The organism is Actinomadura chokoriensis (assembly GCF_041463665.1).
GTDB lineage: Bacteria > Actinomycetota > Actinomycetes > Streptosporangiales > Streptosporangiaceae > Spirillospora > Spirillospora chokoriensis_A.
Genome location: NZ_JAXCEJ010000015.1, coordinates 194,392 through 211,867 on the forward strand (window position 1 = coordinate 194,392; position 17,476 = coordinate 211,867).

General features: G+C 70.5%; 19 protein-coding genes, 3 tRNA genes and 1 pseudogene. 5 read left to right on the forward strand and 18 right to left on the reverse strand.

All coding sequences use genetic code 11. The features are described from left to right. Positions 1-125: 125 nt before the first annotated feature. The 3 genes from nusG to SM418_RS23310 form a co-directional block, all read right to left on the reverse strand. The gene (gene nusG / locus SM418_RS23300; RefSeq protein WP_371943008.1) at positions 126-995 is read right to left on the reverse strand and encodes a transcription termination/antitermination protein NusG; all 870 of its coding nucleotides are present in this window, start codon (positions 993-995) and stop codon (positions 126-128) included. Between the two features lie 81 nt (positions 996-1,076). Beyond that, positions 1,077-1,346 carry a preprotein translocase subunit SecE gene (gene secE / locus SM418_RS23305; RefSeq protein WP_371943009.1) on the reverse strand — a complete coding sequence of 90 codons (270 nt, stop codon included), beginning with the start codon at positions 1,344-1,346 and terminating at the stop codon, positions 1,077-1,079. 123 nt (positions 1,347-1,469) lie between these two features. Next, positions 1,470-1,542 (reverse strand) — tRNA-Trp (locus tag SM418_RS23310). A gap of 256 nt (positions 1,543-1,798) precedes the next feature. On the opposite strand from SM418_RS23310, the gene SM418_RS23315 reads away from it, so the two are divergent. Beyond that, positions 1,799-3,010 (forward strand): pyridoxal phosphate-dependent aminotransferase, encoded by a 1,212-nt coding sequence (locus tag SM418_RS23315; protein WP_371943010.1) that lies wholly within the window; start codon positions 1,799-1,801, stop codon positions 3,008-3,010. 187 nt (positions 3,011-3,197) lie between these two features. Here SM418_RS23315 and SM418_RS23320 read toward each other — a convergent pair whose 3' ends face one another. The 3 genes from SM418_RS23320 to SM418_RS23330 all read right to left on the reverse strand — a co-directional run bounded on the left by SM418_RS23320 (position 3,198) and on the right by SM418_RS23330 (position 5,467). Next, a complete protein-coding gene (locus SM418_RS23320) occupies positions 3,198-3,953 on the reverse strand; it encodes a hypothetical protein (protein ID WP_371943011.1) in 756 nt (251 codons plus the stop codon). A 3-nt stretch (positions 3,954-3,956) separates the two neighbouring features. Further along, positions 3,957-4,466 carry a SigE family RNA polymerase sigma factor gene (locus SM418_RS23325; RefSeq protein WP_371943012.1) on the reverse strand — a complete coding sequence of 170 codons (510 nt, stop codon included), beginning with the start codon at positions 4,464-4,466 and terminating at the stop codon, positions 3,957-3,959. Between the two features lie 89 nt (positions 4,467-4,555). After that, positions 4,556-5,467, reverse strand: a complete 912-nt coding sequence (locus tag SM418_RS23330) for a hypothetical protein (RefSeq protein WP_371943013.1) — start codon at positions 5,465-5,467, stop codon at positions 4,556-4,558. 223 nt (positions 5,468-5,690) lie between these two features. Here SM418_RS23330 and SM418_RS23335 point away from each other — a divergent pair, with 223 nt between their 5' ends. Next, positions 5,691-6,788, forward strand: coding sequence for an adenosine deaminase (locus SM418_RS23335; protein WP_371943014.1), 1,098 nt, complete (start codon positions 5,691-5,693; stop codon positions 6,786-6,788). A gap of 24 nt (positions 6,789-6,812) precedes the next feature. Here SM418_RS23335 and SM418_RS23340 read toward each other — a convergent pair whose 3' ends face one another. The 9 genes from SM418_RS23340 to SM418_RS23380 form a co-directional block, all read right to left on the reverse strand. After that, positions 6,813-7,520 carry a GntR family transcriptional regulator gene (locus tag SM418_RS23340; RefSeq protein ID WP_371943015.1) on the reverse strand — a complete coding sequence of 236 codons (708 nt, stop codon included), beginning with the start codon at positions 7,518-7,520 and terminating at the stop codon, positions 6,813-6,815. Positions 7,521-7,598: 78 nt separating this feature from the next. Beyond that, on the reverse strand, positions 7,599-8,180 hold the full coding sequence (locus tag SM418_RS23345; protein ID WP_371943016.1) for a TMEM165/GDT1 family protein: 582 nt from the start codon (positions 8,178-8,180) through the stop codon (positions 7,599-7,601). 242 nt (positions 8,181-8,422) lie between these two features. Beyond that, the gene (locus SM418_RS23350; protein ID WP_371943017.1) at positions 8,423-9,490 is read right to left on the reverse strand and encodes a UDP-N-acetylmuramate dehydrogenase; all 1,068 of its coding nucleotides are present in this window, start codon (positions 9,488-9,490) and stop codon (positions 8,423-8,425) included. Positions 9,491-9,578: 88 nt separating this feature from the next. Continuing rightward, positions 9,579-10,004 (reverse strand): MaoC/PaaZ C-terminal domain-containing protein, encoded by a 426-nt coding sequence (locus SM418_RS23355; protein WP_371943018.1) that lies wholly within the window; start codon positions 10,002-10,004, stop codon positions 9,579-9,581. Continuing rightward, entirely contained in the window at positions 10,004-10,441 is a 438-nt protein-coding gene (locus SM418_RS23360; protein WP_371943019.1) for a MaoC family dehydratase N-terminal domain-containing protein, read from the reverse strand. Before SM418_RS23360 ends, SM418_RS23355 begins: the two co-directional genes overlap by 1 nt. A 278-nt stretch (positions 10,442-10,719) precedes the next feature. After that, on the reverse strand, positions 10,720-10,884 hold the full coding sequence (gene rpmG, locus SM418_RS23365) for a 50S ribosomal protein L33 (protein WP_018654800.1): 165 nt from the start codon (positions 10,882-10,884) through the stop codon (positions 10,720-10,722). Positions 10,885-11,002: 118 nt separating this feature from the next. After that, a tRNA-Met gene (locus tag SM418_RS23370) sits at positions 11,003-11,076 on the reverse strand. Positions 11,077-11,425: 349 nt separating this feature from the next. Continuing rightward, positions 11,426-11,498, reverse strand: a tRNA-Thr gene (locus SM418_RS23375). A gap of 80 nt (positions 11,499-11,578) precedes the next feature. Further along, positions 11,579-12,706, reverse strand: coding sequence for an acyl-CoA dehydrogenase family protein (locus SM418_RS23380; RefSeq protein WP_371943020.1), 1,128 nt, complete (start codon positions 12,704-12,706; stop codon positions 11,579-11,581). An 85-nt stretch (positions 12,707-12,791) separates the two neighbouring features. Between SM418_RS23380 and SM418_RS23385 the strand changes: the two genes are divergently transcribed. Then, on the forward strand, positions 12,792-13,823 hold the full coding sequence (locus SM418_RS23385; protein WP_371943021.1) for a hypothetical protein: 1,032 nt from the start codon (positions 12,792-12,794) through the stop codon (positions 13,821-13,823). Positions 13,824-13,872: 49 nt separating this feature from the next. Here the strand turns inward: SM418_RS23385 and SM418_RS23390 are convergent, their stop codons facing one another. Both SM418_RS23390 and SM418_RS23395 read right to left on the reverse strand, forming a co-directional pair. Then, positions 13,873-14,598, reverse strand: a complete 726-nt coding sequence (locus SM418_RS23390) for a PP2C family serine/threonine-protein phosphatase (RefSeq protein ID WP_371943022.1) — start codon at positions 14,596-14,598, stop codon at positions 13,873-13,875. A gap of 342 nt (positions 14,599-14,940) precedes the next feature. Beyond that, the gene (locus tag SM418_RS23395; protein ID WP_371943023.1) at positions 14,941-15,207 is read right to left on the reverse strand and encodes a tetratricopeptide repeat protein; all 267 of its coding nucleotides are present in this window, start codon (positions 15,205-15,207) and stop codon (positions 14,941-14,943) included. A gap of 832 nt (positions 15,208-16,039) precedes the next feature. Here SM418_RS23395 and SM418_RS23400 point away from each other — a divergent pair. Together SM418_RS23400 and SM418_RS23405 are read left to right on the forward strand one after the other, a co-directional pair. Further along, entirely contained in the window at positions 16,040-16,501 is a 462-nt protein-coding gene (locus SM418_RS23400; RefSeq protein ID WP_371943024.1) for a protease complex subunit PrcB family protein, read from the forward strand. Positions 16,502-16,900: 399 nt separating this feature from the next. Further along, complete coding sequence (locus tag SM418_RS23405; RefSeq protein ID WP_371943025.1) at positions 16,901-17,356, forward strand: DUF6891 domain-containing protein; 456 nt, start codon at positions 16,901-16,903, stop codon at positions 17,354-17,356. A 7-nt stretch (positions 17,357-17,363) separates the two neighbouring features. On the opposite strand, the pseudogene SM418_RS23410 reads toward SM418_RS23405, so the two are convergent. Beyond that, positions 17,364-17,476 (reverse strand): annotated as a pseudogene (locus tag SM418_RS23410) (IS5/IS1182 family transposase); the annotation flags it as partial.

Below are 17,476 nucleotides of genomic sequence, written 5' to 3' on the forward strand. Positions count from 1 at the left end.
TCCATGGCCGACCAGCTCGGTTCGCTGCTTCGGGGCATGTGCGGACCGTCCTCGCTGCGCGAGGACAACCCGTCCAGGATACGCGCTGATCCAACCGCGTCGGCCCGTCCGGGCCGCGCGGCCGGTCAGATCTTGGAGACCTGGTTGAAGGACAGCTCGACGGGCGTTTCGCGGCCGAAGATCGAGACCAGCACCTTCAGCTTCTGCTGCTCGGCGTTGATCTCGTTGACGGTGGCGGGCAGGGTCGCGAACGGGCCGTCCATGACGGTGACGGACTCGCCGACCTCGTAGTCGACGGCGGCCGGGGCCTTCGCCTGCTCCTTGGCGGCCTTGGCGACGCCCTCCTCCGGCTCGGGGGCCAGGAGGTTGGCGACCTCGTCCAGGCTCAGCGGGGACGGCTTGTTCAGCAGGCCGACGAACCCGGTGACGCCCGGCGTGTTGCGGACGGCGGCCCACGACTCGTCGGTCAGCTCCATCCGGACGAGGATGTAGCCCGGCAGGACCTTCTCGTTGACCTTCTGCCGCTTGCCCTGCTTGATCTCGGTCACCTCGTGCTGGGGGACCTCGATCTGGAAGATGAAGTCCTCCATGTTGAGGGTCTGCGTCCGGGTCTCGATGTTGGTCTTGACCCGGTTCTCGTAGCCCGCGTAGGAGTGCACGACGTACCAGTCGCCCGGCTGGAGGCGAAGCTGCATCTTGAAGTCGGCGTACGGGTCGGCCGGCGGCTCGGGCGCGGCCTCCTCGTCGTCCTCGTCGTCCTCGCCGTCGGCGGGGTCCTCGCCCTCGACGGCCTCGGCCAGGTCGGCGGCGCCCTCGGCGGCGTCCGGCGCGGGGCCCTCGCCCTCGAGCTTCGTGTCCGCGGGCTCGGCGTCGCCGGCGGAGACGACGGCCTCGGCCGTCTCCTCGGCGGGCTCGGCCGCCTGGTCGGCCGCAGCAGCCGCAGCGGACTGGGCCTCTTCAACGGCCTCGTCGTAGGGCTGTGAGGGCTCGGACACGATGACTCTTTCTCTCGATCTGCGGTGATGAACTTGCCAAGGTGCGGCGGGCTGCCCGGGCGCGGCCCGGGGGCCGCGGCGTCAGCCGAAGACGGCGTAGACGCCCTTCTGCAACCCGTAGTCGAAGCCGGAGACGATCGCGACCATGACCAGCACGAACACCAGTGCCGCGGTCGTATAGGTGATCAGCTCCCGCCGCGTGGGCCAGATGACCTTGCGCAGCTCGGCGATGACCTGGCGCACGAACAACGCGGGCGAGGTCCGCCTGGACGGGGACTTCTTCCTGCCCTTGCCCTTGCCTTCGTCCTTGGCCTCGGGCTCGTCGCGCTCATCGCGCGTCTCAGTCGCCATTTGCCGCCGTTCACCTCATAGGTCGTGATCCAACCACCATGTGGTTGCCGCGCGGTCCCGTGCCGCGGACTGCCACGGCACCCGCCGTGACGCGACCGGCACGGGTGCGCGCACCGCACCTCGCAGGGCAGGAGGGACTCGAACCCCCAACCGCCGGTTTTGGAGACCGGAGCTCTACCAATTGAGCCACTGCCCTTCATTCTCCGGTTAAGGAGAACACCCGACCGTGCGATCGGGGTGGGTGCCGGGTCCCAGCTTACGACCTGTTGCGATGCCCGCGTGCGGACAGGCTCGTATACCGGTGACGCGTCACTTGGAGGGTGAGTCTACGTGCCGGACGCCCCCGCGTCGAACCGATACTCACCGATCGTCCCGGGGGCGCCGGGAAGGACGATCTGACCGGCCCGGATATATGGCTCGGGTCACAGACGCCCATCTGTAACGATGGGGGCATGAGCACTGACCGTCCTCGCATCTCCCAGCGCATCGCCGCTATATCCGAGTCCGCCACGCTGGCCGTCGACGCCAAGGCCAAGGCGCTGAAGGCGGCGGGCCGCCCGGTCATCGGGTTCGGCGCGGGGGAGCCCGACTTCCCGACCCCGGACTACATCGTCGAGGCCGCGGTGACCGCCTGCCGGGTGCCGCGCTTCCACAAGTACACGCCCGCGGGCGGCCTGCCCGAGCTGCGCGCCGCCATCGCCGAGAAGACCGAGCGCGACTCCGGCCTCAAGGTGGAGGCCGGCCAGGTCCTGGTGACCAACGGCGGCAAGCAGGCGGTGTACGAGGCGTTCGCGACGCTGCTCGACCCGGGCGACGAGGTGATCGTCCCGACGCCGTACTGGACGACCTACCCCGAGTCGATCAAGCTGGCGGGCGGCGTGCCCGTGGACGTCGTCGCCGACGAGACCACCGGCTACAAGGTGAGCGTCGAGCAGCTGGAGGCGGCCCGCACCGACCGGACGAAGGTGCTGCTGTTCGTGTCGCCGTCCAACCCGACCGGCGCCGTGTACGGGCGGGACGAGATCGAGGCCATCGGACGCTGGGCCGACGAGCACGGCCTCTGGGTCGTCACCGACGAGATCTACGAGCACCTCGTGTACGGGGACGCCGAGTTCCACTCGATGCCCGTGGTGGTGCCGGAGCTGGCCGACCGGACGCTCGTCCTGAACGGCGTGGCCAAGACGTACGCCATGACGGGCTGGCGGGTGGGCTGGCTGATCGGCCCGGCGGACGTCGTGAAGGCCGCCCAGAACCTCCAGTCGCACGCGACGTCCAACGTGGCGAACGTGTCGCAGGCCGCCGCGCTCGCCGCGGTGACCGGTGACCTGTCGGCCGTGGCGGAGATGCGGACGGCGTTCGACCGGCGCCGCAAGACCATGGTGCGGATGCTGAACGAGATCCCCGGCATCGTCTGCCCCGAGCCGGAGGGCGCGTTCTACGCCTACCCGTCGGTGAAGGCGCTGCTGGGCAGGGAGCTGCGCGGCAAGCGCCCGGAGACGTCGGTGGAGCTGGCGTCGCTGATCCTGGAGGAGGTGGAGGTCGCGCTGGTGCCGGGTGAGGCGTTCGGTACGCCCGGCTACTTCCGCCTCTCGTACGCGCTGGGCGACGACGACCTCACCGAGGGCGTCTCGCGCGTCGCGAAGCTGCTCTCCGAGGCGAGCTGACCCCGCGCGCACACGGACCCGCGCGCACTGAGCTTTCGCAGACATGGAACCGGCCCCGGGCGTGCACTCGCCCGGGGCCGGTCCTCGTGTGGACGGGGCATGCCAGACCCCGTCCACATGGAATGCCCGGACGGGACGTCCGCCGCGGCCCCTCCCCGCCGCGAACCGTCCCGCCAAGGCGCAGTCTTCAGGGGCGCACTCCTTCGGCGATGCGCATGAGCTGGTTCTTGGCCGATCCGCTGGCGGTCACGGTGACGCCGACCCCGGGGCGCGGCAGCCACGAGACCTCGCGCGCCGAGTCGGAACGGTCGCCCGTCAGCGCGGGCATCCCCCGCACGGACGTCTGCCCGGGGATGCCCGGCGCCTTCATGAGATCCCGTGGACCGGTGAGCCCGCCGCCCTTCACCAGGGCGATCTCCACCCAGCCGGTCGTCCCGTGCCACGCGCAGGTCGTGGTCTTGCGTCCCCCGTCGCCGGTCACGGTGCACGGACCGGTTGCGGTCAGGCCGTCCGGAATGTAGGTGATCCAGCGCGGCAGCCCGCCGAGCGCGCCGCCCGCGCCGGGCGGGCTGTCCGGTTCCGTTACCCCTCCGGACGACGGGTGCGCCTCCGGTTTCGACGAGGCTCCCGCCCCGGGTCTCCCCTTGGACGACGGTGACACGGGGAGGCCCGGGGCGGGAGATCGCTCCGGCGGCCGGGACGCCGAGACCGGACCGGTGGGGCGGGCCGTCTCGGAGTTCCCGGCCGGTGTGGCCCGGAACGACTGATAGGCGGGCACCAGGGCGAGCGCGGCGACGGAGGCGGCGGCCACGCCCGCGGCGGTGCGGATCCGGGCCGCCCGCCGCCGGTGCCGCCGCCTGACGTCCGTGACGAGCGACGGCGACGCGGACGTCCCGGCCACCTGCTCGGCCATGGCCTGCCGCAGTTCACTCTCCAGGTCCATCGCTCATCCCCCCAGTGGCGCCAGGCTCGTGTCGAGGCGCTCCCGGAGCCTGGCGAGCCCCCGGGACGCCTGGCTCTTGACCGTTCCGACCGAACAGCCGAGCGCCTGCGCCGTCTCCGCCTCGGACAGGTCCTCCCAGAAGCGCAGGACCAGCACCGCCCGCTGCCGTGGCCCGAGCTTGCGCAGCTCGTCCATGAGCGTCCCCCGCAGCTCGACGGCGTGGTTCGGCGACGCGGCCGGCGTCTCCGGCAGGCACGCCATGTGGATCTCCCGGAGCACCTTCCACCGGCGGGCGCGGCTGATCACGAGGTTGACCAGGATCCGGCGGACGTAGGGTTCCGGATCGCTGCCCGCCTCCAGCCGCCCCCAGTGGCGGTAGGCCTTCTCCAGCGCTGTCTGCAGGATGTCCTCGGCGTCCTGCCTGGCCCCGCACATCAACGCCGCGGTGCGCAGCAGGGCATCGCCGCGCGCCGCCACGAACTCCACGAACGACTCGTCGTCTCGACGCCCCACTGTGCTCCGTCCCGGCCGATGCGGTTCCGGTTCGTTCTCGTCGCGAGCGGGCGGCTCCCGCGCCGGAGCCGTCCGCCCACGTCCGGTGCCTACCGCGCCTGGCGCAGCGCGGCGGTCACGTCCCGCAGCCCGCCGGCGAGGGCGGGGCCGCCGTTCACGAAGTACGAGTAGCCGCTCGGGTCGAACAGGAGCACGCCGCCGTTCGGGCTCTGCGGGCCGGTGATCCCCTCCACGGTGACCGGAGTGCCGCCCTCGGGCAGCCGCAGCGCCCGCCGGAGCTGATTCTGCGTCATGCCCGCGGGCGTCTTCAGGGTTTCGACGGTGAGCCACCGTCCGGCCTGGCCGGTCCACTTCTGCGTGACCGCGCAGATCTTCTGCTCGCGCAGCTCGGCGGTGCCCGGGACGGACGACGCGTAGCGCAGGCCCTTCGGCAGCACGACGGCCTTCTCGACCGCGCCGCCGACCTTCACCGCAGGCCGCAGGGTGCGGCAGTCGAGCTTTCGGACGGCGGGCAGGCCGGGCTCGGCGGGGACGCGCGCGGACGGCCTGGTCGCCGGGACGCCGCCCGACCGGTCCCCGGTGGACGGCGAGCAGGTCGGCAGGTTCGCCGGGAGCTTGGTCCTGGCCTCCGGAGCCTTGGCTTCCGGGGTCTTGGCGTCGGGCGCCTTGACGCCCGGCACCTCGGTCTCGGGCAGGTTCTTCGTGACGGGGTTCTGCTTCAGCTGCTGCTCGATCTGCTTCTTCGCTCCGCCGTCGGGCGCCTCCGGCAGCCTGGCGTAAAGCAGGCCGGTCTTGGGCAGGCCGGACTTCGCGGGAAGGCAGGTCGGGAGCGGCTTCGGAGCGGCGTGCGCCACCTCGCGCCCGCCAGCGGGGGCGTTGGCGCCGCTCGACTGGAGGCCCGCCTCGTGGTGGGTGCCGGTCATCGCCCACGTCGCGGAGCCGCCGGCGGCGACGGCGCCCACGGCGGACGCGGTGATCAAGGCGGCCTTCAGCGTGATCATGGTGTTGTCCCTCTCTGCCCGTGTCTTGCTCGCGGAGGTTGCCCGTATCTCTCTGGCGCCCCTCGTATACGCACGGTGCCGGGACGGGGTTGCACGCGATTCCAAAGTTTTCTCTGAGATGCCCATGAACGGGATGGCCGCCGCGTGTCATGCGAGGTAGCCCGCTGTGGTGATCCTGCGTGTACGGGGTTCGACGCGGCCGGTGATCCGGCAACATTGGCTCATGGAGGCCCGTACCGTTTCAGCCCGTCCGGCCGCGGACCGCTCCCTGCCGGACGACCGGAAGCCCGTCCCCGCGCGCGGCTCCGCCCGTCCGGACGTGGCCCTGCTGCCCAAGGCGCACCTGCATCTGCACTTCACCGGGTCGATGCGGCATTCCACGCTGGTGGAGCTCGCCGCCCTGCGCGGCGTCCACCTGCCGGACGCCCTCGTCGAGGACTGGCCGCCCAAGCTGCACGCGACGGACGAGCGCGGCTGGTTCCGGTTCCAGCGCCTGTACGACATCGCGCGCTCGGTGCTGCAGACGCCGGACGACCTGCGCCGCCTGCTGCACGAGACCGCGGAGGACGAGGCGGCGGAGGGGTCGGGCTGGCTGGAGATCCAGGTCGACCCGAGCGGCTACGCGGCGAGGTTCGGCGGGCTGACCCCGACCGTGGAGCTGGTGCTGGACGCGGCGCGGGAGGCGTCGCAGGCGTCCGGCGTGGGCATCGGCGTGGTGATCGCGGCGAACCGGACGCGGCATCCGCTGGACGCCAAGACGCTCGCGCGCCTCGCCGTCCGGTACACGGGCAAGGGCGTGGTCGGGTTCGGGCTGTCCAACGACGAGCGGCGGGGCCGCGCCTACGACTTCGAGGGCGCGTTCCGGATCGCCAGGCGCGGCGGTCTGCTGTCGGACCCGCACGGCGGCGAACTGCTCGGCCCGGCGAGCGTCCGGGAGTGCGTGGACACGCTGGGCGCCGACCGTATCGGGCACGGCGTCCGCGCCGTGGAGGACCCGCGGCTGCTGGAGCGGATCGTCGACCGGGGGGTGACGCTGGAGGTGTGCCCGGCGTCGAACGTGGGGCTCGGGGTGGCGGCGACGGCGTCGGACGTCCCGGTCCGGCGGCTGTTCGAGGCGGGCGCGTCGATCGCGCTGGGCGCGGACGACCCGCTGCTGTTCGGGTCCCGGCTGGCCCGCCAGTACGAGCTGGCCCGCACCGAGCACGGGTTCTCCGACGCGGAGCTGGCGGAGCTGGCCCGCCAGTCGATCAGGGCCTCGACCGCACCTGACGACCTGCGCAAACGCCTGCTGGCCGGAGTCGACGCCTGGCTCGCGGGTTAGCCAAGGCGCCGGCGGTCGCTCGTATCAAAGACTCCCGGACGGGCGCCACATGCCGCGGCGTTCGAGGTGGGCGGTGAGCAGTTCGCCGACGCGCACGATGTGGCCGCGCATCTCGGCGGCGGCCGCCCGCGCGTCCCCGGCGCGCAGCGCGGTCAGGATCCGCCCGTGGTCGCCGGCGGCGAGAGCGGGCCAGCCGGCGAGCCTCCCGTAGAGGCCGCGCGGGACGTACCGGGCCGTCGTCGCGAGCGACCAGGCCAGCTTCGGGGAGTCGGCGGCGAGGTTGATCCTGCGGTGGAAGAGGTGGTTGTACTCCTCCATCAGGTCGGGGCGGCGCCCTTGCATGGCACGTTCCAGTACGTGCTGGATACCGTCCAGTTCTCGGACGGTCTCCGGGCCGATCCGCGGGGCGGCCCGCGCGGTCAGTTCGGCGGCTATGCCCGCCTGCACCCAGAACAGGTCCTGGACGTCCCGTTTCGACAGCGGCGCGACGACGAACCCGCGTCTCGGCTCCAGCACGACGAACCCCTCGCTGCGCAGCGACTTCAGCGCCTCCCGGACGGGCGTGACACTGATCCCGAACTCCAGGGCCAGCCGTTCCAGCCGCAGGTGGTCGCCGGGCCGGATCCGGCCGTCCATGATCAGCTCGCGGATGCGGGCGGCGGCCTCGTCGCTCAACTGCGGCCGGGTGCCGAGCGCCCGCCGGGGCGGGGGAAGGGGGGTGGGTGGGGCCACGGTCGCACTCCAGTCCGGGCCCTTCCGCGGCGAGCCCCGCGGCCATCAAGGGCTCCGCCCTCTATGGTTCCCGTTCTGTCACGCGATGATGCCCTCGACCAGCAGGATCACGCCGAAGACGGCGAATCCGGCGGCGGCGCCGTACTTGATGACGCGTTCGGGGAGCTTGCGGCCGAGCATCTGGCCGACGACGATGGCGAGCGCGTCGGCGGCGACCATCCCGACGGTCGAACCGAGCCAGACGCCGGTCAGCGCCAGGAGGCCGCCGTGGTCGGCGGCGAGCGTGACGGTGGCGAGCATCGTCTTGTCGCCCAGTTCCGCCAGGAAGAACGCGCCGCCGACGGCGAGGATCGCCGATCCCGTGGCGCGCCGGGCCTTGTCGCGTTCGTCGTCGTCCAGTTCGTCGCCGCGGAGCGTCCACAGCGCGAAACCGAGGAACGCGAGGCCGGCCAGGATGGAGATCGGGCCGGTCGGGAGCGCGGCGCCGAGCGCCGCGCCGAGGGCGACGCTCGCCAGGTGGACGAGCGCGGTCGCGGCCGTGATGCCGATCAGCACGTGCCACGCGCGGAAGCGGGTGGCGAACGTCATGGCCATGAGCTGGCTCTTGTCACCCAGCTCTGCCACGAAGATCACGACAAGGCTGATGAGGAAGGCGGACACCGGATCCCTCTCGCTCGGATGCCGGGCGAAGGGCGGGGGCTGTGCGCTCGCGACCTCGGCCCGGCATGACTGCCAGGCCGAAGGTCTCGTCCGCCGCGATCATGGACCGGGCCCGCGTGACCGGGCGCCGTCGGCGGCGCCAGTATGTCGACCACGCGATTGGGACTACTCCCCCTCGACCCGTCAACACTACCAAGCCCCAGCCGGCCGCCGGTGTTCGACGCGTCACACCGAGGGCCAGGTCAGAGGGTGACCCCGATGAGGACGGGCTCGTTGACGAGTTCGACGCCGAAGGCGTCGCGGACGCCCGCGCGGACCTCGCGGGCCAGGGCGAGCAGGTCGGCCGTGCTGCCGCCGCCCGGATTGGTGAGAGCGAGGGTGTGCTTGGTGGAGATGCGGGCGGGGCCGAGGGCGTGGCCCTTCGCGAACCCGGCCCGGTCGATGAGCCAGGCGGCGGACGTCTTGACCCGGTCGCCGCTCTCCGGGTAGCGCGGGAACGTCGCGTCCGGGCCAAGGCGTTCGGCGACGCGGCGCTCCAGCCCGGCGAGCTGCTCCGGTTCGAGGATCGGGTTGGTGAAGAACGACCCGGCGCTGCGGGTGTCGGGGTCGGCCGCGTCCAGGACCATGCCCTTGCCGCGCCGCAGTTCGAGGACGGCGTCGCGGGCCTCCTTGAGCGTGACCCGGTCGCCCGGCTGGACGCCCAGCTTGCGCGCAAGCTCGGCGTAGGCGACGGGCTGCGACTCTTCGGTCTCGTGCAGCGCGTACGTCACGTCCAGGACGACGTACCGGTCATTGCCCTTGAAGACGCTGTGCCGGTAGGTGAAGCGGCAGGCGTCGCGGTCGAGCGTGACGACGGCGCGGGCGTCACGGTCGTAGGCGCGGACCTCGACGATCGTCTCGCTGACGTCCTGCCCGTAGGCGCCGACGTTCTGGATCGGGGTCGCGCCGACGCGTCCAGGGATGCCGGACAGGCACTCGACGCCGGCGAGGCCGTCGGAGACGCAGCGGGCGACGAACGGGTCCCAGTCCTCGCCGGCCTGGACGCGGACGAGGATCCGGTCGCCTTCGACGGCGGCGCGCTCGGTGCCGCGGGTGCCGACGTGCACGACGGTGCCGGGGAAGCCGTCGTCCGACACGACCAGGTTGCTGCCGCCGCCGAGCACGAGGACCGGCTCGCCCTCGCCGTCGGCCTTGCGGATGGCGGCGACCAACTCCGCCTCGGTCGTCGCCTCGACGAAGCGCCGGGCGGGGCCGCCCAGGCGAAGCGTGGTGTATCCCGCCAGGTTCACGTCTTCGGCGAACACCGCCACGTCGTCTTCCCTCCCGTACGTGCCCGGATCCCCGCGGTGGCGACGACGGCGGCACCGGCCGGGGCGTCCCCGGCCGATGCGCTCCCGGTCAGGCGAGCCTGACGACCGCCTTCGCGCGCGTGAGGACCTTCTGGTCGTTGGACCTGGCGGTGAGCGCCACGACGACCTTGTTGTCGTCCAGCTTCTCCTCCACCTTGCCGCTGATCTCCAGGGTCGCGCCGCCCTCGTCGGGGACGACGACCGGAGAGGAGAACCGTACCCCGTAGTCCACCACGGCGCCCGGGTCGCCGACCCAGTCGGTCACGAACCGGCCGCCCTGCGCCATCGTGTACATGCCGTGCGCGATCACGTCCGGGAGGCCGACGGCCTTCGCGAGGGACTCGCGCCAGTGGATCGGGTTGAAGTCGCCGGACGCGCCCGCGTACATGACGAGGTTCGCGCGGTCGACGGCGTACGTCTGCGCGGGGATCTCGGTGCCGACCTCGACGTCGGCGTAGTTCACCTTGGCGGTCATCAGGCCCCCCGCTCCACGATCGTGTTGTAGGACTTGCAGACGAGCTCGCCCTCGGTCGTCTTGACGTCGGTCTCGATGACCATCTTCTCGTTGTTGCCGATCGACTTGATCTCGGTGATCGTCGCGGTGCAGGTCACGACGTCGCCGGCGCGCAGCGGGCGGGTGTACTCGAAGCGCTGCTCGCCGTGCACGACCATCGCGTAGTTCAGCCCGAGGTCGGGGTCGGCGAGGCCCGCGTTGCCGAGCGAGACGACGATCGGGAAGGTCGGCGGCGCGATGACGTCGGGGTATCCGGCCGCCTTGGCCGCCTCCTGGTCGCGGTAGATCGGGTTGCGATCGCCGATCGCGTCCGCGAACTCGCGGATCTTCACCCGGCTGACCTCGTAGGGGTCGCTGGGCGGGAAGCTCCGCCCGATGAAATCACGGTTGAGTGCCATGCAATCCGTCCCTCCAGGTCGAACGGGGCCTCGATGCCCGGGCGCCCGCCTGAACACGCCTGTTCCGTCTTCGCTCGGACGGTAACAGAACGACGTTCAGCCCGCCCTCGCCGGGTCTCACTGGCGAGGACGGGCTGAATCACGTCAGGGCAAGCGTGCGAAGAAGTAGCCGCTCAGCGGGCGTTCACGGGCCGCTATCGGGTTTCGCGGTGCGCGCGGTGACACCGGGCCCCGTGCATCGAACACAGCGGGCAGTACTTCGCCCGTTCCAGGCTCGACTATCGGGTTTCGCGGTGCGCGCGGTGGCACCGGCAGTTCGGGCAGTACTTCTTGATCTCGAGGCGGTCCGGGTCGTTGCGCCGGTTCTTCCGCGTGATGTAGTTGCGGTGCTTGCACTCCTGGCAGGCCAGCGTGATCTTCGGCCGGACGTCGGTGGCAGCCACGATGGAGTGCCTTTCTGGGTAAGGGACATGGATCTTCGGACCTCGGCCGCCCGTGCGGGCGGCCGGCGATTCGACCCAGCCTGCTCACCTCCGGGACGGAGGTGAGAGACATGGGTAGTAGCGAGGGCCGGACTTGAACCGGCGACACAGCGATTATGAGCCGCTTGCTCTGCCTGACTGAGCTACCCCGCCGTGATGGTCGGTGTGGACCGGATTGCAAGGATACCGGATGCTCACCGAGCCCTGGAAACGCGAAAACCCGGGATGGAGATCGGGATTCGGCTTCGAGGCCTCCACGGACCGTCTCCCAGGTTACCGGGTGCGCCGATGAGCCGCGAAACGTCCTGCTGGAACCGGTGGGACGGTACCACAGCACCATGTACGGAGCGAATCAGGTGTCCGCGGCGGACACCGGCCCGGGGCGGCGGGAAGCTCCCGGGTCCGCGGCTGCGGCGCGGGGACGCCGCGGGCGCGCACCGGTCCAGGCTCCGCCGGGAACGCCGAAGGCCGCCCCGCTGACGGGACGGCCTCAGAGCTGGTGAGCCCCTTTACGGAATCGAACCGTAGACCTTCTCCTTACCATGGAGACGCTCTGCCGACTGAGCTAAAGGGGCTTGCGTCGTTCGCGCAGTGAAACCATACACGGCCTGGGCGGGTGTGGCGAACCGGATTGGCCCCTCGGCGTCGCCGCTGGTCAGCGCAGAAGGTTCCGCGCGATGACGAGCTGCTGGATCTGGCTCGTCCCCTCGTAGATGCGGAACAGCCGGGCGTCCCGGTAGAAGCGCTCGACGGCGACGCCGTGCATGTAGCCCATGCCGCCGTAGACCTGGACGGCGCGGTCGGCGACGCGGCCGACCATCTCGGAGCAGAAGTACTTGGCGCACGACGGCCCCTGCTTGGTGTCCTCCCCCGCGTCGTAGGCGCGGGCCGCTTCCAGCACCATCGAGCGTCCGGCGTACAGCTCGGTCTGGGAGTCGGCGATCAGCCCTTGGACGAGCTGGTATTCGCCGATGGTCCTGCCGCCCTGGCTGCGTTCCTTTGCGTAGGCGACGGTCTCGTCCAGGATTCTCTGGGCGAGACCGACACAGACGGCCGAGATGCTGACTCGTCCATGGGCGAGGGACGCCATCGCCGTACGGAACCCGGTTCCCTCCGTCCCGACCATGGCGCCGGCAGGGACGCGCACGTTGTCGAAGAAGACCTCGGCCGTGTGGGCGCCGCGCTGGCCCATCTTCTGGTCGGACGGGCCGACCAGGAGACCGTCCGTCCCCTTCTCGACGAGGAACGTGGAGATGCCGCGGGAGCCGGTGCCGCCCGTCCTGGCGAAGACCATGAAGACGTCGGCCTCGGGGGCGTTGGTGATGAACCGCTTCGCGCCGTTGATGACGTAGTCGTCGCCGTCGCGCGCGGCGGTCGTGGTCAGGGTGCTGGGGTCGGAGCCGGCCTCGGCCTCGGTGAGCGCGAACGCGCCGACGACCTCGCCGGACGCGAGTCTCGGCAGCCAGGCGTCCTTCTGCTCGTCCGTCCCGGAGTTCACCAGGACCTGCCCGGCGATGCCGTTGCTGGTGCCGAACATGGAGCGGAACGCGGGGCTGGCGTACCCGATCTCGAAGACGAGGCGGACCTCCTCGCTCAGCGACAGGCCGAGGCCGCCGTACTCCTCGGGCAGCGCGTACCCGAACAGGCCCATGTCCCGGGACGTGCGGCGCAGCGCCTCCGGGATCGCGTCGGTCTCCTCGATCTCCTCCTCGCGGGGGACGACCTGGTCGCGGACGAAGCTGCGGACGGCACTGAGCACGTCGGCGAAATCCTGTGGCTCCATGCCCCTCATTCTAGAATCAGATTCCAGGATGGGTTCGGGATTCCGGTTGGATTCTTGATCATCGGATGTGCCAGGGTGATCGACCATGCCGCTCCAGCATGCCGTCGAGGACCTCGTCCGGGCCGCGATCGTCGAAGACCGGACGTTCGGCGACCTCCTCCCGCAGCTCATGGAGGCGTCCCGGTCGGCCTCCCCCGCCGAGATGAGCGCCGCGCTGCCCCGCCTCGCCGAGGGCATCGCGCAGGCGCCGCCGAACCTCGGCGGCTGGCTCGCCGTCGTGTCCGGCGCGTGGATCGAGAACGGCGCCGACCCGGCGCCGGCCGGCCGGGCGCTCGTCTACCGGATCACCGAGGTCACCGCCGCCGCGCTGGCGTTCGGCAAAGCCTGGGAGGAAGCCGCCGACGGCAAGCCGCCGCCCGACATGCAGGAGGACCAGCCGTCCCAGGAGGTGTTCGGCACGGTCGCGCCCGGCCTGGGGGACGGTGCGGTGACCGCGATGATGGCCTGGTTCGCGCTGCCGCAGTACACGATGGCGGGCTGCACAATGCTGCAGATGGCACCGGACGTCCGGGCCTCGGTGGACGAACGCGACTTCCGCGTGCACGTTGCCGGGCAGGCCGCCCAGTACCTCGGGCAGTTGGACCACTACCAGACACTGCTGCGCGTCCTGGACGGCGAGCGCCTCCTCGTCCTCGACCGGGCGAGCCGCAGGGGCTGGACGGTCACGATCGGCGGCATCGGCGACAACTTCCAGTTGCACGTCCTGCTCGGCGGGGCCCTCATCGGGCGTCCCGGCGGACTGGACGGGGACCGGCCCTCGCCCGAGATCATCGCGTCCTTCCTCAACGCCGACGTCCAGGACGAGCCGCCGCTGGCGTCGAGCCCGTGGAACCTCGTCGACGCGCACGGCGAATGGATCTGGAACGAAGGCGTGCCCGCGGACATCCCGGCCGTCAACGGCACCCGTGTCGTCGTGATCGACCCGCCCGCCTACCAGCGGACGTTCCCGGCCGGACGGCGATTCCCGCTGATGCCCGCCACGCTCCGCGTTGACGGGATGCACCTGCCGGAGGACCTCGGCGCCTGGTGGCCGCACATCGCCCCCGCGACACGCTGAGGCGCAGCGGCGCGCTGAGGCGCGGCGGCCCGGCTGAGGTGGGGCGGCGCTAGAAGCGGACGAAGACCGCGGTGGCGTCGTCGTACTGCTTGCCTCTCGGCTGCGCCCCCGATGACGCTTCCGCGACTCTGGTCCTCCTGACGAGTTCCCGCGGGCCCTCCTCGTCCAGGAGGCGGAGCAGTTCGTCCCAGCCCATGTGCCCGAACCGCTCCACGAGCCTGGACGCGCCGTCGCTCAGCACCGCCGCCATGCGCAGGCCGTCGACCGGAACCTCGCCGGTCAGCCCCTCGTACGCGGCCTCCGGTCTGGTGCTCGCCACCCAGAACCCGCCAGGACTGTTCCGCGACCTGCGCACGCCTTCGAGGGTGTAACTGGGCAGATGATCGACGCGGTCGTCCCGGAAGACCCGGATCTCGCCGACGTCCACCACGATCGGGGAGTCGGCGAGGACGAACCACTCCACGGCCTCGTCGCGGCGCCGCAGCAGCGACACCGTCGCCGACGGGCTGTCCGGATTCTCCAGATCGCACGTCGCGGTGTGCGCCTCGCCCGTCACCTTGATCGCCTCGGCGACCAGGTCGGGCAGCGGCTTGCCGTCCTCCAGCGCCAGCAGCGCCGCGATCCGGCCGCCGAGTCTTCGCACCAGCCACGCCGGGTCGTGCCGGCACCCGCTGTCCACTCCCGGCGGCGCCGTCGCCCCGTCCAGCAGCACGACCCAGCCGGGGCCGGCCGCCACGAAGTCCTCGTTATCGCGTCCCGGCGTCGCCTCACTCACATAACTCACCTGCACGGATGCAGGTCTACCCGGTGGGACGTCCGGCCGGGACCGGTAGACCAAACCCGCACACACCGGCCCGGCGACCCGCCCGCCTGCTGTATCGGAACGCCTATACGAGAAGACCGATCGATGACTCGTCTCGCGGGGGCCTCCGCCCTATGTTCTCCCACTGTTCGGCCTCCTCATGGAGGCCTTGCGCCTGGAGGAGCGCGGCGAGACTGCGCATGGCGGCGGTGTCGCCGAGGTCGGCCCCTGCCGGTAGCAGGCTTCGGCGTCCTCGGGACGGCCCTGCTCGAAGAGGAGGGAGCCCAGGTTGACCAAGCCTTTGACCTCGCCGAATTAGGCCGCCCTGCGGTAAAAGGTCTCGGCCTCCTCGCTCCGGCCATCGTCCTGGAGAAGGACCGCAAAGTTGAACATGGCGCTGGAGTAGCCGTAGTCGGCCGCCTGGCGAAGGTACTGTTCGGCATCCTCGGAGCGGCCCCGCTGTTTGTAGAGCGTGCCGAGGTAATGCAAGGCCTCGGACTGTCCCGCGTCCTTTGCGCGGAGCCACCAGGTCTCCGCCCCTGTCGGATCTTCTTCTTGGAGAAGGAGACCGAGCTTCAGCATGGCGCGGTGGTGTCCGGCATCGGCCGCCTTGCGGTACCACTCCGCTGCCTCGTCGGTGTCGTGTCGCCCTGCTGGGCGGCCGTCGCGCCGAGCCCGAACATGGCGCCCTTGTGGCCGGCGGCCGCGGCCTTGCGCCACAGAGCGACGCCCTCGTCGGCGCGACCCTCTTTGCAGAGCAGATCTCCGAGGCTGACCAGGGCGCCGGGGTGTCCGGCATCAGCGGCCTTCCGATACCACTCCGCCGCCGCCTCGTCGGTGTCCCCCGCTGATAGGCGAGCACACCGAGTTCGTTCGCCGAATCGGCGTGGCCTGCCTCGGCGGCTCTGCGGAACCAGTTCGCGGCCTCCTCGCCCTTGCCGTCCTGGTAGGTCAGCCCGCCCAGCCAGAACATGGCGTCAGTGTGGCCGCCCTCGGCGGCCTGGCGATACCAGTGCTTGGCCTCTTCGCGGCGGTTCTCCAGCCGGTGGGCGGTGGCCGTGGCGTAGGCGTCGTCAGCGGAGAGAGGGGGAAGCGCTCATGGCAGGTTCCTAACTAGGCGACTGTTCCTGCCGCAGCTCGACGCGACGGGGTTGTCGATCTTGAACGTCCCGCAGAGTAGCGCGCCTCTCGCCTACACCGTCACCCTACGACATCGAGCCGAATGACCCACCGGACCGGACGCCACGCTCCGCACGGTTACCCGCACTCACCTCTGCGTACTCAACGAGTGCGCCGATTCGCAGTTCGCCGGCGGATAAAAACCGGTAGCCCGGCAAGTCAGTGCGGTGGCAGACTCAACGCCGCCTTTCGCTGCCTGACATCGGTCACGCAGCCCCTCGAAACAGGGAGCGCCGTGGAAGATTCGCCGAGTCGTGACATCTCGTTCCAGACTCTCATCCAGGAACAATCTTCGGGCCTGGAGGACCCCGTTCACCTGGTCATACGCGACCAGAACTCCTGGACGGAAATCTGGCGACTCAAAGCGACAACCACACCGATTCCGCCGCCACCCCACGTCGACTGGTCGACCACCATGGTGATCCTTGTCGCGCTGGGCGCCCGCTCGGCCTTCAACTATGACGTCGAAATAGACCGGATCACCCAACGCGGGGGCATTTTCACGGTCCATGCCGTGGAGACACTGCCCGGATGCGTGACTTTCGACGCCTTTTCCCACCCCGTCCACGCCGTTACCACGGCTCGGTTCGACGGCAAGGTCGACGTGACGATCGAGCAGCGCCAAACGGTATGCGAGGACTGTACTTGTGAACTGGCCCAGTACCGCGACCGTCCGCCACCCGCGCGATCGGAATGATCGTCGGGGCCTCAAGGAGGACGACGACAAGGGCCGCTAGAACGCGCCCAACGTGTTCCGTGACTGTTCCGTGGAACACCCGGCGGGGACCGGGAACCGTCGAGACCTGCCGGGACACGACAAGTAGAAGCATGGGTCGGGTTGTGAGGCCGTCCCTCTGCCTACCGGCACGAACACGCGTACACGGCACTCCCCCCGCTATGATCATCCTGCGAATGAGCCGCGAGCAGTGGCGACCAGGTGATCGCATCCTTATCAGTTCGATCAGGACGAAGATTTGCCCGCTTCACCGGGGTGCCCTGGGGACGAGGGCTGATCACGTTCGGTGCGTTCGCTGGTGTTGCTGTAATCACTGCAGGACACCCGTCCCGCCCGCCAACGCGCTGGAGAGGCCACCACATGGCCCGTACGACCGAAACCCCTCTGACTCGGCTGCGCGCATACGCCGCGAACCCCGATGAGGCGTACGAAGACATCGACGACCTGGTCGAAATACTTGGCGCCCATGCCGAGGAACACGATCTGACCGTGTCAGAGACGGACCTCCAGACGATCGCCGCCCCAATGGTGATCAGGGCAAAGGCCAGCTTCCTCCTGCTTCTGGGGTACTCCGGCCATGACGATCCCATCACCCCCGAAGACATCGTCGACCAGATGAGGGAGATGGTGGAAGAGGCCAGGGTCGAGTACGGCCGGGATGCCATCGAGGACATCGTCGACGGGTTGTGGAAGGCACAAGTCGAAGAACAGCGGGAGTGGCCGGAGGTCACGGACAACGACCTGCTGGAGCGTGCCTTCGGCCGGCTCTGGCGCACTGGAATCGTGGCAGAGGAGAACTTCACCTGCTGCCAGTGACCCTTTTTCATCCTCGGGTGAGTTCGTAGTTCTGTAGGACGGCGATGGCCTTGACCAGGTGGCCGGCCTTGCTGGGGCTGCAGCGGAGCTTGCGGAGGATTCGCCATGATTTGAGCTGGG